We start from the raw sequence: 15,837 nt of genomic DNA on the forward strand, positions 1-15,837 counted from the left end.
AAGTATGAATCGGATTCTATACGATGCTTCTATGAGGGAACGGCGGTACATTTCCCTGCCATTAGATCTGTCACTCTTTGAATAAAGAAATCAAATACCTTCTGTCCTATGTGACCAAGCAATTCAGGATGCCATTGGATACCAAAGGCCAACCATTCGGTATCAGATTGTGCCGCTTCAATCATTCCATCTGAACTCCAGCCAATCGCTTTGAATCCTTTCCCCACTGTTGCAACACATTGGTGATGAAGTGAATTCACCATTAGTTTATCCGTTCGATAGATTTCATCTAATAGACTTCCTCTTTCTAAGACAACCGGATGCTCTAAGTGGGTATGAGGTGGTTCTTTTCCCATTCGCGGATGATTCGGATAACTATCATAAATGTCCTGCATCAATTTTCCGCCAAATGAGACCTGTAAGATCTGGTGACCTCTGCAAACTCCCAATATCGGAATATTCCTTTTGGCAGCCTCGCGAATGAGTTCAATTTCAAATTGATCCGCAATATTTTGAATCCCCAATGATTGTCCAGTGTTTTCCTCTCCATAAAAAACAGGATTTACATCTCCTCCTCCAGTCACAATTATGGCATCTACGAAATCCAAATATTGGACCAGGTCGGTGATTGGAGCGTGAGGCAAAAGGACAGGTACTCCCCCCGCCTCAGTTACAGCTCGGTGATATTGCACATGCAAGGTATAAAGGTCATTTTCCCCTGTAAAGTTTGGTATCTCACGTCTCCAAGTCGTAATCCCAATTACAGGTTTTTTAAAAGTCTTTGACATGACATATTTCTCCCATCATTTCAATATTAGGAGGTTAAAGCTACTTATCCTACCTGTTATGACGCCTTAAGATTTCCGTACTCCATGGCCTCCAAACATCAAGGTTTGAGAGGGATTCCATGATTTCATCATAATCTTCACGATCAATGGAGAGCCAGTCGTGACTTGGGACTTCTTCATAGATGCTGAAATCCATTGTTTTAGCAGTACGAACGGTCTCAGCAAACTGTCGATATTTTTCAATCGTTTCATTTAATCTAGTAATTTCTGATACTAATTCTAGTCGTTCTTTTTCCCATTGCTGCTGTTGATCAACCACTACCGCTCCTCCTTTATTAATAGATTTCAAAATATTCTCGATGCTCCCACTCTGTCACGGTATACTGGTCCTCTTCAATCTGATGATCCTTTAAGAACTGTTTATATCGGTTTAATTCACTCATTTTCAAACTCACTAAGTAGTCAATAAACAATGGACCCATTTTCTCCTTAAAAAATGAATCATTTTTCAAGACATCTATCGCTTCTTCCAGACTCTTTGGAAGAGCTTCTTTCTCGTCACTGTATCCTTCCGTACTAGGATTGCCTGGATCGATATTATTTTGGATGCCATCTAATCCAGCATAAATTTGAGAGGCCAAATATAAATATGGATTTGCTGCAGGTTCCCCGACCCGGTTCTCAAATCGAGCGTTTTTAGGGTCTTCCATCACACGAATCATGGTTCCTCGATTATCCAAGCCCCATCCGGCACGATCTGGTGCAAGGGAATTTTCCCTAAAGCGCTTATACCCATTCACTGTTGGAGTAGTAAACGCAGTTGCAGCACGTGCATGTTTTATTATTCCGCCAATAAATTGTCTGCCTATGTCTGAAATCGGTTCATTCGCTGATGTTGGAACAAAAGCATTTTGTCCTGTACGGAGATCCACTAATGATTGATGCATATGCCATCCATTTGCAGCCATTCCTTGGAAAACAGGTCTACACATAAAGGTGGCAATATACCCATGCCTGCGGCAAATTTGTTTGACTGCCGTCCGTAAAAGCATCATCGCATCGGCCGCTTGAATTCCATCCATTGGAGCAAACGTAAATTCAAGTTGGCTAGGACCGAATTCGTCTTCAATGGTTCGAAGCGGTAAGCCTAAATTGGTAATATGACTTATTAACACTTGGAGAATTTCATCAATTTCATCATTATGTGATTCTAGCTGATATTGATACCCTCTCGAAACCGGGCGTACCGTTGGAGGGATGGTCGGAGAACCAGGAGCACCTAAGTTATCCATCGTTAAATTCGTATCCTCGATTTTTGTGAGCACAAATTCCACTTCAAGTCCGACCTTCATGTCATACCCTTGATTCCTTAGGTCTGCAAGCGCTTGTTTACAAATTTGTCTTGTGTCATACATGAGCGGCTGACCACTTTTTAAATACGCATCACATAAAATCCAACCCGTGTTTGGCGCCCATGGCAGGATTCGGAATGTCAACGGATCGGGAACCAGTGTATAGTTCGGACACCCGGTCATTTCTTCTAATCCCACACCGCCTCCCCATTCAAAAGGATTATAGACAGGCAAATTAGCCGTATCAAAAAAGAGCGGACCCATATTAAAATCCATTCCATTTTTTAAGATACTGTCAAAATTATTTGCTGTAATGGTTTTCGCACGGGAAATCCCATGCTGATCAGCCCAAGCAATCCGAATCAACTGCAAATTATTTTCTTCCACTATTTGCTTCACACGGACAACTGCTTCCTTTTGTTCTTCAGTCCAATTTGGATGCTCCAACAATGCGATTTGTTCACTCATACACTCATCCCCTTTACCCTAATCTCCTATTTATAAAAGTAGCGTTAAATTTTCATGTGCCTGATCTGAATCCAACAAGTTGTTTTGCTTTACTTGTATCTTCCAGTCGTCCTTTTCTTTTGTTAAAAGATATCCATACCAGCCAGAAAGAAGTTTCATTCTGCCTGCACGAAGCTCAGGCAGCAGAAAATTACATCGTGCTCTGTAAAGATTTTCTTCATTTTCCTTCCATACTTCGACATTACTAATCACTCGAATCGTCCGGGAAGCTGGAACTTGGGACCATGCATAACCGGTTCTCAAGCGATAGATTCTATCTTCCAATCTTCTGCGATCATCAAAGGAAATCGTCACTTCTTTTGAAGGGTCGCCTCCACCAGGTGTGACCGGCGTCCAATATAGGCAATCCTTCGTAAATAGCTGCAGCCACTCTTCCATTTTGGCTTCATCTAATAGACGCGCTTCTCGGTACAAGAACTGTTCCACTTCAATAACAGTAGAGGGATCAGCTTTTGTACCTTCTGCTGTCCAGGCATTTATTTTTTTTGCAAGATCCTTATAGTAGTCAAGATCCATATAATAGGAATATCTAGAAGTATCCTCTCTTACATGACTTTCTATCATTTCCTTCACCCTTTCATCAACAATTTCTGCTTACTTCCCACAAATGGCCGCCAATTCAATACTTGCTTTCATTAAACGCTTCCACTCTTGGAAGTAGTTGCGCATTGGTAATTCATCGGTTACGGGGCCTTTTATGACTCCTTGCTCATCCACTTTTTGTCGTCCTTCGATACCATAACCACGAGAGGTGTCCACCCATTCCACTTCTGGAATTGTCAATCCAAAATGACATTCTTCAAAATTGGTCATATCATCGGGTTCTCCAAATGAAGGGAAATCCTCTTGACTGCGCATACGAAGAATATTGATTTCTTCTGGCAACCCTTCCACTTGGGTTGAATACCAGGTGAGTTCCGTTCTATCCACATCAATCGGCTGAATCACCTGAATTTGATTTCCTATTAGGAGTAAGTTCGGAAAGATGCAAAGATTCATTTGGCCGCCAATCGCTTGATCCAATAGACGGTCAGCTTCCTCGCCATACTTCGCACGGACGGCCTCTTCCATTGCTTCTCTTCCAGGCTGTGGTCGCTGCTGCTTCCAATAATCTCCTACATTCTTATAATTTGGCCGCTGGTCAACAAAGGTGTGACCATTCCCTAGATATTGAATCGTCATCTCGCTATGGTCAGGGTTTTGGGCAAAGTAGGTCATATCCTTATTTTCACCAAGACGTTGACCAACTGCGAGAAGCGAACGATGTGAAAAGGCTACATGATATCCATCTGCGCCATTATCATAAGAAAGTTTCCAATTGCCGTTATAGACCATTCGGTTGGCGTTGCGTACAACAATATTTTTTCCTTCATAACGGTCCAGCCATTGATCCATTAAGGCTGCAGCTGGCCCTAAGTGGTCCATTAATTCTGGTGCTTCCATGTTTAAAGTTCCAAAGATAAAGCCCCGGTAAGATTCCACACGAATATGAGAAAGATTCAAATTTGAACGGTCCATATCTTTTGCATATCCGCTCGGCCAAGGCATCCCAGCTAATTCTCCTGTGTTTTTAAAAGCCCAGCCGTGATAAGGACAAGTAAAAACCTTACTATTTCCTTTTTCTTCCCGACAAATCGTTGCCCCGCGGTGTGTACAACGATTAAACATCGCACTAAAGTGGCCATATTTATCGCGAACAACGATGATTGGTCGTTTACCCATATTGACCGTCTTAAAATCATTATGTTTGGGAATTTCACTTTCATGAGCTAAGTACACCCATGAACCCCCAAAAATTTTGATCATTTCTTGGTCGAAAATTTCTTTTTCTGTATACAGCTTCCGATGTACACGATGCGGTTGAACCATATTATCTAAACTAAGATATTTTTCCATTCCGTTGCCTCCTACATTTTCTACTCTCTTTCACGTTCGGATAAAACATATTTTTCGCTTATTTATAAACCGAATATTACGAATATTCTGAAATCGATTTACCCAAGTCATTCTATTTTTACTCAAAGTTATACTTCATCTATTAATCTAAAATCATACTGACATCGGTAATATGGCTGGTTGACACCTTTCTCTCGGCATTCTTCCATATCTGTAACTTTTTCTACCTTCATAATTAATTGCTCCTTTACCGCTCCAATCGCATCTGAATCTAACCAAGGAACATCTGGCGGGAACAATTGAGTGGTAAGTGTTTTATATCCCTCTCTCTCAATCTTGAAATGAATGTGTGCAGGTCGCATTGCGTGTCGTCCAACGGCTTTCATCAATTCTCCAACCGGACCTCCTTTGCCAATATCATACCCAGCCGGAACAACCGTTCGGAATTCAAAGCAACCATTGTCATCTGCTAAAATCCTTGCTCTTAAATTGTAATCTACCTGACGTTCATCCTCGTTTTCATAATCACCAAGTGCATTAGCCTGCCAAACATCCAATAATGCATTTGGAATTGGCCTTCCATTGGCAGCAGATACGACTTTCCCATGTACAAACAAAATATCTCCTGGTTCATCAATTTCACATAAACTTCCTGGAGTTGTTTGTAATGGGGCTTTTTCCCGATATAACGGACCTTGCACATTAAAGAGTGTCGCATCCCCAGCGATTTCATCACGGTGAGTAATTTCATCTACGACAACCGAAACCCCTAATACGTCTGATAATAAATGAAACTCGCCTTTTTTACCTACTTCATTTAAAAAGGCAATTGCCTTAAGCAGTTCTTCTTCTTTTATTTCGCATTCATTTACGGCATCTATGATCGCTTTGGATAATTTATCGATAGTGGCAACCAGCCTTTGATTTTGACTTACTTCAACCAATTCCTTACTCAATTTAATTCCTCCCTATTAAGAGTGATGTTTTGATTTCAAATGGTTTAATAGAATTGCAAAGATAAGGATTCCACCAGTAATTACACTTTGCCAATAAGAGGAAATCCCAGACAAACTAAGACCATTTTGCAAGACAGCAATAAACAATACACCTAATGTCGTTCCAACCACTCCACCTTCTCCGCCTTTAAAACTGGTTCCTCCCAATAACACCGCTGCAGCAACTAGCAATTCCATCCCACTTCCAATCGTTGGGGAGGCTGACGCTAATCTTGCGGTTTCCACTACTCCAGCAATTCCCGCAAAAAGTGCGCTAATTCCATAGACTGAAATAAGTATCAGCGGTACTTTAATTCCACTTAATTTGGCGGTGACCGGGTTTCCACCCACAACATAAATCGAGCGTCCAAAATGGGTATAGCGTAGGAGAAGATAGGTAAGGACAAATAGAACGACCATGATAATAATCGTTACCGGAATCGGACCAACACTTCCATTTCCAATAAAATTAATGAGCGGAAAGTCACTTGCATACTGCGTCTTTCCATCTGACCATACGTAGACGAGCCCGCGGAATAAGGACATCGTTCCAAGAGTGACCACAAAGAAATTTAAACCGATTTTTCCGATTAATAATCCATTTGTGGCAATCCCAATGATCGAAATGGCAATTAGTGTAATGATAATACTGACGAGTTCAGGTACCCCCGCATTTAATAAGGAAACCATTACCATCCCGCTTAAGGCAAGAACGGCTCCGACTGATAAATCAAACCCAGCCGTAATAAGAACCAAGGTCATCGCCATCGCCATAATCCAGATGCCTGAAGAGGCATTTAATAAATTAATCCAATTTTGAAACGTGAGAAACACGGGATTAACCAATGTAATGACAATACAGAGAAAAATTAAAAGAGGGCCAATACCTGTAAACTTAAATAAAAGTTTTTTTATATTGTGATTTTCCACTGAAGTTTTTGGATTCATTACAACTGTTTCCAATTCCACCACCCCTATTCATCATTCATTCCCTGTGGCATAATACATGATTTTTTCTTCAGATAATTCAGCAGAACTTAGTATTTTTTGAAGTCTTCCGCGAAACATAACTCCGACACGGTCACCAATTCCAATCGCTTCTTGTAAATCTGAGGTGGAGATAATCACAGTCATGCCTTCCTTGGTTAGTTGATTAAGTAAATTGTAGATTTCTGCCTTTGCGCCAATATCAATTCCGCGTGTTGGTTCATCAAGCAGCAATATTTTTGGAGTGACGGCAATCATCCGAGAAAGGATGACCTTTTGCTGATTTCCTCCAGATAAGGTTTCGATTGGTGTCGAAAGGGAAGATGTTTTAATGGTTAACTTTTGAACCATCTCTTCCATTTTTTCCTTTTCTTTTTTAAAATTTATCCACTTAAGCAAATGGTTATTTAACCGCAAACTTAAGACCCCATTTTCTTGAACAGACAAGCCTGCAACAATCCCCTCAGATTTTCTCTCTGCAGGGATATAGGCGAGCCCCGCATCCATAGCTTCCCTAGGTTTTTTAAATGAAGCTTGTTTGGAGAATACCTCAAGCGTCCCACTAATAGAGCTGATCCCGTAAATCCCTTTAATCAATTCACTTCTGCCGCAGCCAACCAAACCAGCAAGGACGAAGATTTCTCCTTTTCGGATAGAGAGTGAAACCTCTTTCACATTGTTGCCACATGAGTAATCTGTCATGGATATAGCGATTTCCGATTGCCTTAATGGCTCTCTTGTAGGAAAATACTCAGACATTTGTCTTCCGACCATAGCGTTAACGATTTGCTCCTCCGTGATGGCTGGTGGCTGTAATTCACAAATAAATTCAGAGTCTCGTAAAACAGTAATTCGATCACACAGGCGAGTATACTCTTTTAATCGGTGTGAAATAAAAATGATGATTTTTCCTTTCTCCCTTAACTCATCCAAGAGCGAAAAAAGATTCTCTGTTTGGTCCTCAGTTAAGGAACTTGTTGCCTCGTCCAATAAGAGGATATCCGGATTCTTTGCAAGTGCCCTTGCGATCGAGACAAGCTGTTCTTGGTCTGGTGGTAAGGTTTCCGCTTTGGCATTTATATCAATATTTGCTTTTAACTGGTCTAAGGCTGCTTTGGCCACTTCCTTATACTGATTCCAATTAACGAATAGTTTGGATGAAGAGCTATTCGAAAAAGCAATGTTTTCAGCGACCGTCAACGGAAGAACCAATGAAGGTTCTTGAGTAACCATAGCAATTTTATTTTTTGAGGTTTTTAGAAAGTCTGTCAACGTTTTGCCTGAGACCCGTACTTCTCCGCTATCCGCCTCTTCTAAACCCGTCAATATCCGTAACAGGGTGGATTTTCCAGAACCATTTTCTCCAGCCAATCCATGAATACTTCCAGGGTAAACCGAGAAGGTAACGTCTGACAAAGCCTTTACTCCAGGATAACGTTTTGATATTACTGAAAATTCAATCACCGGTTTCGTTACAATTGCATGAGGTTTAGGATTCATTGGTTTCCCCATCCTCAGATAACGGAGAAAATTCTTTCCCGTTTTGAATCGCTTCAATTTCTTCCTTCCAAGGAATAAATTCACTTACATTTTCTAATGAAATCATTGGTGAGGAGATAAGCACTTCTTTCGGAATTTCACTGCTGTTTTTCTTATCTATCAACAGCTGGTGGATATAATCTACAGAAATCGCGCCAGCCTTAACAGGGTTTAGATTATAGGTCGCAAATTCTTTTCCTTCTTCAATCGCCTTGATACCGCTTTCATCTGCATTAAATCCAATAATCATAATACCATCAGGATTTCCCTTGCTATATAAGGTTTTATTTGAGTTTATAGCCGCTTGCGCAGCACCTATTGCACTTTCATCGTTATAAGCAAAAACCGCTTTGATGTTCGGGTTTTTGGTTAACATATTATTCATTAACGGTTCTGCCCCAGATATATTATCCGTTGCGTTATCCTGTTGACCAACCCACCTTAAATGGTTATAGCTTTCAACTTCAGATTTGAACGTTTCCATGACAAAGAGATTGCCAGGTACAGGGATTGCATAGCCAATTCCTGCCACTTCTGTTTCTTTTGTAAAGGTTTCCGCCATTAGATTAGCAACTTGAACAGCCGTTTCTTCTCTTCCAAGAATCACTTCATTCGTTAATCCATAATCTGTGCCGCCTTTTTTTACATTAAAATCAATGCCCATAATGGGGATATCTTTTTCTTTTACACGATTAATCGCAGGTCTTAATGCATCAGCATCCAATGGCCAGATTACAACAGCATCCACATTTTGAGCTAGTAAACTATCAATATCACTAGCTTGTTTCCCCGGATTTCCATTCGCATCGATACCAACCACTTCAAATCCATAGGATTCTCCCCTAGCTTTTATCGCTTCAAACCAAGTTTTAACCGTATTATTTGCTTCTAGGGAAATGGAAACACCAATCTTTATTTTTTGATCCGCACCTGTTTCTTCACTGCTGCACGCACTCATCATCATTACAACGAAAATAATAAATAAGTTAACAATTGATTTTCTCATATATTTCCCCCCCACTTTTATCGGATTCGAAAACTTAGTTTTTCTTTAGGTAAATGGAATCAAAGCTCAAGGAAGACCTAAGTCTACTTGAGCATTAATTCTAGTGAGCTACCTAGCGAATTACTTCGGCCACGGTTCCTCTTTTGGCATCACTTATTTTTACCCCGTAATGTTTTTCTGCCACTTCTTCGGAAATATATCCATACTTAACTTCTTGTGCCACCAATTCAACCGGGCGTTTTTTCGGATCCCCATAACCACCGCCGCCACCTGCGAGTTGTTTATACATCGTACCAGCAGGGATATCAGAAATTAAATCTTTCGTTTTTGACTGATAGGTTTCTCCATTTGGATATTCTAGAATAACATGGTTCGCTTTCCCTGAAGTCCCTCCAAGGATTCCTGGAGCAGCATTTTCTTCTTTGCCCCCGTCACCAAATACACTCGCTTGAGCACCCCCTGAAAGGACGGTAAATTCCGTTTCAACCCCTAAACCGCCCCGCCATTCACCTGTGCCAGCCGAATCCGTCGCATATTCGTATTTATGAACAAATAACGGATTCGTGATTTCGAACATTTCCGGGTCTTGTGCCGCTAATGCCCCGCCGGAGGCAATTAAGCCGATATGATCGTACCCATCCGCACCGTATGTTCCTCCACTTCCACCTTTACTGGCATTTAAAAGAATATCTACATAAGGTGCCTGCCTGCGCTCATCATACCCATTCATGATGGTTGATAAAAGCGGGTTCCATCCTGCTGTAATTCTTTCAGGAAGAGCCTCTGATAAGGCCAGGAATATCGCCGAACAAATCTGGTCACTCAAATGATTTCCAAATCCAGTTGCAGCTGGGAAACGTGGATTAAGCATCGTTCCTTCTGGAACCTGAATCGTAATGCAGCGTTGAATCGCTTCATTTCTAGCGATATCTTGTTCACTTAACATAAAGAAAGCAATCATCACCGATGAAATCGTTACAGGCATCGGGGCATTCACATAACCTTTTGTTTGGATGTGTGTACCTGCGAAATCAAAGGTTAAATGGTGATCTTCAACCGTAATTTTTAAATCAATGTTCATCTTTGCATTTGGATTTAAACCATCATCATGAACCCACCATTGAGAGGAATATACCCCATTTGGGATTTTCCCAATTATGTCACGCGCCATTTTTTCCGTTGAATCAAAAATTTCTTCTACGGCTTGATTAAAGGTATTTACATCGTATTGCGTAAGTAAGTTCACTAGTTCCCTTTCACCGAGCACACAGCCGCCAATCATTGCTTGGATATCATCGGCAACAACAGGCAAACGAATGTTACCAAAAATCAAGTCCCAAACATCTCGACGTTTTTTCCCTTTTTCATAGACCTTAATTGGCGTGATACGAAGCCCTTCTTGCCAAAGGTCGGTTGCATGTGGGTTATACGATCCAGGTACCGCGCCGCCCACATCTGCTTGGTGCCCGGTAATAACTGTCCAAGCCACACAATCCCCTTCAAAGAACACCGGACGCAATACTTTCCAGTCAGAGTTTTGGTTCCCGCCAGAGAAGGTATCGTTATGCAAGAAGACATCCCCTTCATGAACATCTTCTTTAAAATAGTTAATAACCGCTTTTACTCCTGGAACAGCAGCATAACCAAGGATTGGGATATATTCGGTTTGTTCAATCAATTGTCCATCCCTTGTATAAATTCCTAACGAAAAGTCTCTCCCCTCTACAAGTAGAGGAGAATGTGCGCTTCGCTCAATCGCAGCCCCCATCTGTCTCCCGATTGACCTTAAGCGATTAGAAATGACTGACACTAGTATTGGATCCATACAGGTCCTCTCCCTTCTCGGTTTCAGCTATCTTGTCTTTCATTATGAAGTTGCCATTTTGGTCTAGGTTAATCTCGAATTGATATGGAACAACAATCGTTGTTGTGGTCATTTCAATAATAGCTGGTCCTGAAATCTTACTTCCAGCCTTCATGTGGTCACCATCATAGACTGGAGCTTGAATCGCTTTGCGTAAAATAGGATCAAAGATTTCACGTTCGTTTTTCGCTGAAAGCTTATCTTCACCCAGTGATTCAATCTGCTGAGGAGAAAATTGAGCATAATTACCACGGCAAGACAAGCGGACATTCACCACTTCGATTTCATGCCCTTTAAGGTCGAAACCGTATAATCTCTCATGCTCTTCATGAAACTTTTCTTCTACATTTGTTTTATTCCCCGCCAAAATCTCACCTTCCGGAACCTCAATCGTTACCTCATAATGCTGCCCGCTATACCTCATATCAAGGCCAACCATGATCATTTGGTCTTCGGTTTTAACACCTTCAGAAATTAGAGCCTCAGTACCATTCTCGCGGTCATTTTTAAGGACGTTGACAACATCTGAAAAGTCCGTGTTCATCCATGTTTTCTGAAAGCTCCTGACATAATCATGTCTCAACTGGGAAGCGAGCATGCCCACTGCGCATAAGACGGAAGAAAAGGTTGGAATAATTATCTCTTTAATTCCTAATTCTCTAGCAATCATCGCCGCATGAATCGGTCCAGCACCACCAGCAACAACCAATGGGAAATCACGTGGATCATAGCCGTTTTGAATGGTTACTTCTTTTACTCCATTGGCCATATTTAAATTAGAAATTTGGTAGATTCCATACGCAGCCTCTTGGTTGCTCATCCCGAGCGGATTAGAAATATACTTTTCAATCGCTTGTTTCGATTTATCGAGATCAAGACTCATCGTTCCACCAAGGAAGAAACCAGGGCTTAAATATCCTAAAACAAGATTGGCATCGGTACAGGTAGGCTGAACGCCTCCTCTGCCGTAACAAGCAGGTCCTGGAGAAGCTCCTGCGCTTTGTGGACCGACCCGGAGCAATCCTCCGGAGTCAATCCAAGCAATGCTGCCTCCACCGGAACCAATCGTATGGATGGATGCCATTGGCAGTGAAATAAGGTTTCGGTTAATTTCCCCTTCTTTCTTAATCGCTACTTGACCGTCCTCAATGATTGAAGCCTCAAAAGAAGTACCTCCCATATCAACGACAATCGCCTTATCATATCCAGAAGCCTGTGCAAACGCGCTGCCTGATACTGGACCTGCAGCAGGACCTGATAAAACGGTGGAGGCAGGAACTTTGGACACGGTGACTGGATTTGTTACCCCGCCATTTGATTGCATGATTAGCAGTTCGCCATTGGTAAAACCATTTTTTTCGAGCTTATCAATTAAACGGTCCATATAATTCTTTAAAATTGGTCCAACATAAGCGTTCATGGCTACCGTGCTTACACGGTTATTCAAGCGAACGACCGGTGCCGCATCGGTTGAAATCGTGACATATGCCTCTGGCATGTATTTTTGCACGAGTTCCTTTGCCTTTTGCTCATTTTCTGGGTTCGCATAGGAATGCATGAAGCATATAGAAACAGATTCTACGCCTTCTTCTTTGAACCACTCAACCGCTTCTATTATTTCTTCCTCATGTACCTCTTTAAGTACCTTGCCGGTTAAATCTGTCCGTTCGTCAATACAGATGACTAAATCTCTTGTAACAAGTGGAGGTGGAGCCACATATTTGTTATTGTACAAGTGTTCCTTACTCCTAACCCCTCGTCTCATTTGCAAAATATCCCTGAAGCCTTTGGTTGTCAGCAAGCCTGTTTTCGCACCCGTGCTTGTTAAGACTGCATTCGTTGAAACGGTTGTACCGTGAACAATTAAATTTGTGTTCTCCAGTAATTCTTTTGTTTCCATGCCTAGCTTACTAGCAATACTAGTTAATCCATTTATGACTCCAATCGATGGATCCGCTGGCGTAGAGGAAGTTTTTTCGATCATTTGTGTCTCATTTTCAGAATTTAAAATTAAAAAGTCGGTGAATGTACCGCCAACATCAATTCCAATAGTATACGATTTCAATCGAATCACCCTTTCATCTTAGAGATACGTAATGTCATAGGATAATTTACTTAGAGACTCTGCTCCGTCTTTACGGACGACCAACACATCTGCGATACTTGCTCCAACTGTTTCATTAGCGTCAGAAAAGTTTGGATGAATACTGAGGACCATGCCCTCCTCTAATACCACTTTGCTGTCATCCATAATATTTGGAATGTCATGGTCAACCCCTACTCCATGCCCATGCCAAATTCCCATTTTTACATTCAGGTGGTCTGTGTGTTTATGAATGGCATTTGCCACTTCCCCTACCGTAATTCCAGCCTTGATTGTTTGTTTGACTTCCTTCATGGCCGCCACACAAGCATTGGCAAGGTCTAACGTTTCCTGTGGCAAGTCACCTATTGCGAATAATCCACCCTTTTCGACCCAATAGCCATTTTCATCTATTAACTCCACATAAGCTGTGACTAATGCTGTTTCACTAATAGGTGTTTGAGTGGCTTTACGTAAAAAGTAAGCGCCTTCTTCAACGAAGATTAAGGTATCAATCGCCCCGCCTCCTCTAGCCACCTTTTCGATATCGGCAGCAATTTCAGAGGATGTTCTGCCTGGACGAATCACATCTTTAAAACCTGCGAAGCTTTTTTCAGCTAGAGCAAACGCCTGACGAATCATATCGATTTCTTCTTCCGATTTAATCTTCTTAAGCTCTTCTACCATTCCTGTTGCATCGACAACTTCTGCATTGATTTCTTTTATAAAATACTCATGTTGTTCGTAATTTAAATGAGATTTCAAGCCAACAAAGCCAACTTTACTAGGATTGGAATCATTGATTTCCTTAACAATTTCGGCATATAAACCGTTTTCACTATGAATGACATCTCCTGTGCCTACGTAACGAACGTCTTCAACCGTTCCCATGTCTTTTGCTAGAAAGTAATCTGCTCGGGTATTGTAGTATGCAACCGGCTTTTCTCCCTTTTTATAAAGAACAAATCCATGTCTAACAATAGGGAAATATCCGCCATAGTAGAATAGGTTCCCATAAAGGGTAAGCGCCCCTTTCCCATATACAATCACGGAATCTAATTGATTCTTTTCCATTTCCCTTTCAAGATTCTTCCACCTTTGTTTCATAATTGTTTCTTTCTTTGATTCAATTACTGTAGTCACTACAAACACCTCCGAATTTTTTAAATGATTCATAATAATTTCTAGTTTTCTAGTTTTAAAGTTAATTAATTAAAACTGCATTTAATTAAAATATCCCTTAAATAGAAAATTTTGAAAATTTATATATTTTTAATTTATCAAACATTTCGATCGATGTACATCGTTTTAATTGTATATTTTCTTTACAATTAAGATTAATCAATTTAATTAAAAGGATTGGTAGGAATGATAGGAAACATTTACTTAAAAGGTCAAAAAAAAATGAGGAAATACAATGGAATACTGGGTATTCACATTCTTCCCTCTGTCAAATTAGTAGTTTTGTAAGAAATTATTACATTTCGGCCTCTTTATTAGCAATGGTATCCACTTCAATTTTTTCATCAGGTTTACAGAATAGAATAAAGATGGTTCCAAAAATAATTAGCATATACGCCAAAAAGTGAAAGGCATTGCTAAATCCAGCCAATGAACTAGCAGAGTTCTCAATGATAATTCCAGTAATAATAGGACCAATAATTCCAGCGGTATAGACTAAAGACATGAGGGTTCCAAGAATTTTAGCACGATGTTTATCTGGGACAAACGAATCTAAGATCGCTGGTAGAAGAACGAAGAATACAGCTCCCATCCCAACTCCCATAGCAAACATGGCAACGGATAATAGATTTGAACCGACAAGTGGAGCAAAATAGAAAAGGATTCCACAACTCACAGCGATTGAGCCTAAAACGAATACACGTGATTTTCTTACACTGCCAGTTTTACGGTAGAGATGGTCAGAGAACAAGGCAATCGTAACTTGTCCCAGTGCTTGAGCTGCCCATAGATAGGCTGTGTAGGCTTCGCTCATGTTTCGGATCGTCGCCAGATAATTTGGCAGCCATGTTAACAATACAGAAAAAATCCAGTAAGAAGAAAACCCAATACAAACTAAGAGTAAAAAATTTTTCGAACGTAAGATTGGTGAGATTTCAGCCCAAGTAGATGTAGAAGGGGACCCAGCAGTTTGCTTCAAAGCTTCTTTCACTTGTTTGGCACCATCTGGATTATCTTTTGCAAAAATTATCCAAAGGATAATCCAGATAATCCCCAATATCCCGGTCATGATAAAACCATACCGCCAGCCAAACTCTGCAATCACGTATACAAGCAGAGGCATATAAAGAGCAACCCCGACATTTCCTCCAAGATTAATGAGCGTAAAACCAAATCCTAATTTGTCTTTTGGAAGCCATCTAGCCCCTGCTGTCATACTAACGGTATACGCAGGGCCTTCTCCAGCTCCTAAGATCATCCTAGTAACAATTAAATAGGGTAAGTTGAATGAAAACAGTGTAGCAAACTGAACAAATGACCATATACCTGTAATCCATGCAAGCATTTTCTTTGGTCCAAAATAATCAGTCAGAAAGCCGCCGATAAAACCTGTTAGTGTAAAAGTCCAAAAAAACGAACTTCCTAAAATTCCCCATTGGGAAGGACTTAAATCTAATTCTTTCATAAGTTGTACGGAGGACAATCCAATTATGGACTTGTCTGCAAAGTTAATCAGAAAAGAGAAGAATAATAACGAGAGCATCGTCCAGCCTGTTTTGGAAATTTTCCCGCTTCTCTCTTGTTCTAGTACAACGTATTTTGGGGCCTGTTTCATAT

13 protein-coding genes are annotated in these 15,837 nt (G+C 40.8%); all 13 read right to left on the minus strand.

All coding sequences use genetic code 11. The features are described 5' to 3' along the window. Positions 1 to 29: 29 nt before the first annotated feature. Positions 30 to 788, minus strand: coding sequence for a gamma-glutamyl-gamma-aminobutyrate hydrolase family protein (locus tag ACY3XC_RS10445; protein WP_464868492.1), 759 nt, complete (start codon positions 786 to 788; stop codon positions 30 to 32). Between the two features lie 49 nt (positions 789 to 837). Continuing rightward, complete coding sequence (locus tag ACY3XC_RS10450) at positions 838 to 1,107, minus strand: hypothetical protein (RefSeq protein WP_179160983.1); 270 nt, start codon at positions 1,105 to 1,107, stop codon at positions 838 to 840. 16 nt (positions 1,108 to 1,123) lie between these two features. Next, the gene (locus ACY3XC_RS10455) at positions 1,124 to 2,608 is read right to left on the minus strand and encodes a glutamine synthetase family protein (RefSeq protein WP_464868493.1); all 1,485 of its coding nucleotides are present in this window, start codon (positions 2,606 to 2,608) and stop codon (positions 1,124 to 1,126) included. A 30-nt stretch (positions 2,609 to 2,638) separates the two neighbouring features. Continuing rightward, a complete protein-coding gene (locus ACY3XC_RS10460; RefSeq protein ID WP_464868494.1) occupies positions 2,639 to 3,232 on the minus strand; it encodes an aromatic-ring-hydroxylating dioxygenase subunit beta in 594 nt (197 codons plus the stop codon). Positions 3,233 to 3,262: 30 nt separating this feature from the next. Next, entirely contained in the window at positions 3,263 to 4,564 is a 1,302-nt protein-coding gene (locus tag ACY3XC_RS10465; RefSeq protein WP_464868495.1) for an aromatic ring-hydroxylating oxygenase subunit alpha, read from the minus strand. A 128-nt stretch (positions 4,565 to 4,692) separates the two neighbouring features. After that, positions 4,693 to 5,520, minus strand: coding sequence for a dioxygenase family protein (locus ACY3XC_RS10470; protein WP_464868496.1), 828 nt, complete (start codon positions 5,518 to 5,520; stop codon positions 4,693 to 4,695). 15 nt (positions 5,521 to 5,535) lie between these two features. After that, positions 5,536 to 6,522 (minus strand): ABC transporter permease, encoded by a 987-nt coding sequence (locus ACY3XC_RS10475; RefSeq protein ID WP_464868497.1) that lies wholly within the window; start codon positions 6,520 to 6,522, stop codon positions 5,536 to 5,538. 18 nt (positions 6,523 to 6,540) lie between these two features. After that, on the minus strand, positions 6,541 to 8,046 hold the full coding sequence (locus ACY3XC_RS10480; RefSeq protein WP_464868498.1) for a sugar ABC transporter ATP-binding protein: 1,506 nt from the start codon (positions 8,044 to 8,046) through the stop codon (positions 6,541 to 6,543). Continuing rightward, on the minus strand, positions 8,036 to 9,091 hold the full coding sequence (locus ACY3XC_RS10485) for a sugar ABC transporter substrate-binding protein (RefSeq protein ID WP_464868499.1): 1,056 nt from the start codon (positions 9,089 to 9,091) through the stop codon (positions 8,036 to 8,038). Before ACY3XC_RS10485 ends, ACY3XC_RS10480 begins: the two co-directional genes overlap by 11 nt. Positions 9,092 to 9,203: 112 nt before the next feature. Continuing rightward, positions 9,204 to 10,916 (minus strand): hydantoinase B/oxoprolinase family protein, encoded by a 1,713-nt coding sequence (locus ACY3XC_RS10490; RefSeq protein WP_464868500.1) that lies wholly within the window; start codon positions 10,914 to 10,916, stop codon positions 9,204 to 9,206. Beyond that, positions 10,885 to 13,020 (minus strand): hydantoinase/oxoprolinase family protein, encoded by a 2,136-nt coding sequence (locus ACY3XC_RS10495; RefSeq protein ID WP_464868501.1) that lies wholly within the window; start codon positions 13,018 to 13,020, stop codon positions 10,885 to 10,887. Before ACY3XC_RS10495 ends, ACY3XC_RS10490 begins: the two co-directional genes overlap by 32 nt. Positions 13,021 to 13,038: 18 nt before the next feature. Next, positions 13,039 to 14,181 carry a M24 family metallopeptidase gene (locus tag ACY3XC_RS10500; RefSeq protein WP_464868502.1) on the minus strand — a complete coding sequence of 381 codons (1,143 nt, stop codon included), beginning with the start codon at positions 14,179 to 14,181 and terminating at the stop codon, positions 13,039 to 13,041. Positions 14,182 to 14,515: 334 nt separating this feature from the next. After that, complete coding sequence (locus tag ACY3XC_RS10505; protein WP_464868503.1) at positions 14,516 to 15,835, minus strand: MFS transporter; 1,320 nt, start codon at positions 15,833 to 15,835, stop codon at positions 14,516 to 14,518. Positions 15,836 to 15,837: the final 2 nt, after the last annotated feature.

It is taken from the genome of Bacillus sp. CZDM1 (assembly GCF_055502545.1).

What these genes read in the sequence shown, in the direction of transcription:
- ACY3XC_RS10505 (WP_464868503.1), bottom strand. Translation starts at nt 15,835, where the DNA reads ATGAAACAGGCCCCAAAATACGTTGTACTAGAACAAGAGAGAAGCGGG.
- ACY3XC_RS10465 (WP_464868495.1), bottom strand. Translation starts at nt 4,564, where the DNA reads ATGGAAAAATATCTTAGTTTAGATAATATGGTTCAACCGCATCGTGTA.
- ACY3XC_RS10490 (WP_464868500.1), bottom strand. Translation starts at nt 10,916, where the DNA reads ATGGATCCAATACTAGTGTCAGTCATTTCTAATCGCTTAAGGTCAATC.
- ACY3XC_RS10445 (WP_464868492.1), bottom strand. Translation starts at nt 788, where the DNA reads ATGTCAAAGACTTTTAAAAAACCTGTAATTGGGATTACGACTTGGAGA.
- ACY3XC_RS10460 (WP_464868494.1), bottom strand. Translation starts at nt 3,232, where the DNA reads ATGATAGAAAGTCATGTAAGAGAGGATACTTCTAGATATTCCTATTAT.
- ACY3XC_RS10455 (WP_464868493.1), bottom strand. Translation starts at nt 2,608, where the DNA reads ATGAGTGAACAAATCGCATTGTTGGAGCATCCAAATTGGACTGAAGAA.
- ACY3XC_RS10485 (WP_464868499.1), bottom strand. Translation starts at nt 9,091, where the DNA reads ATGAGAAAATCAATTGTTAACTTATTTATTATTTTCGTTGTAATGATG.
- ACY3XC_RS10480 (WP_464868498.1), bottom strand. Translation starts at nt 8,046, where the DNA reads ATGAATCCTAAACCTCATGCAATTGTAACGAAACCGGTGATTGAATTT.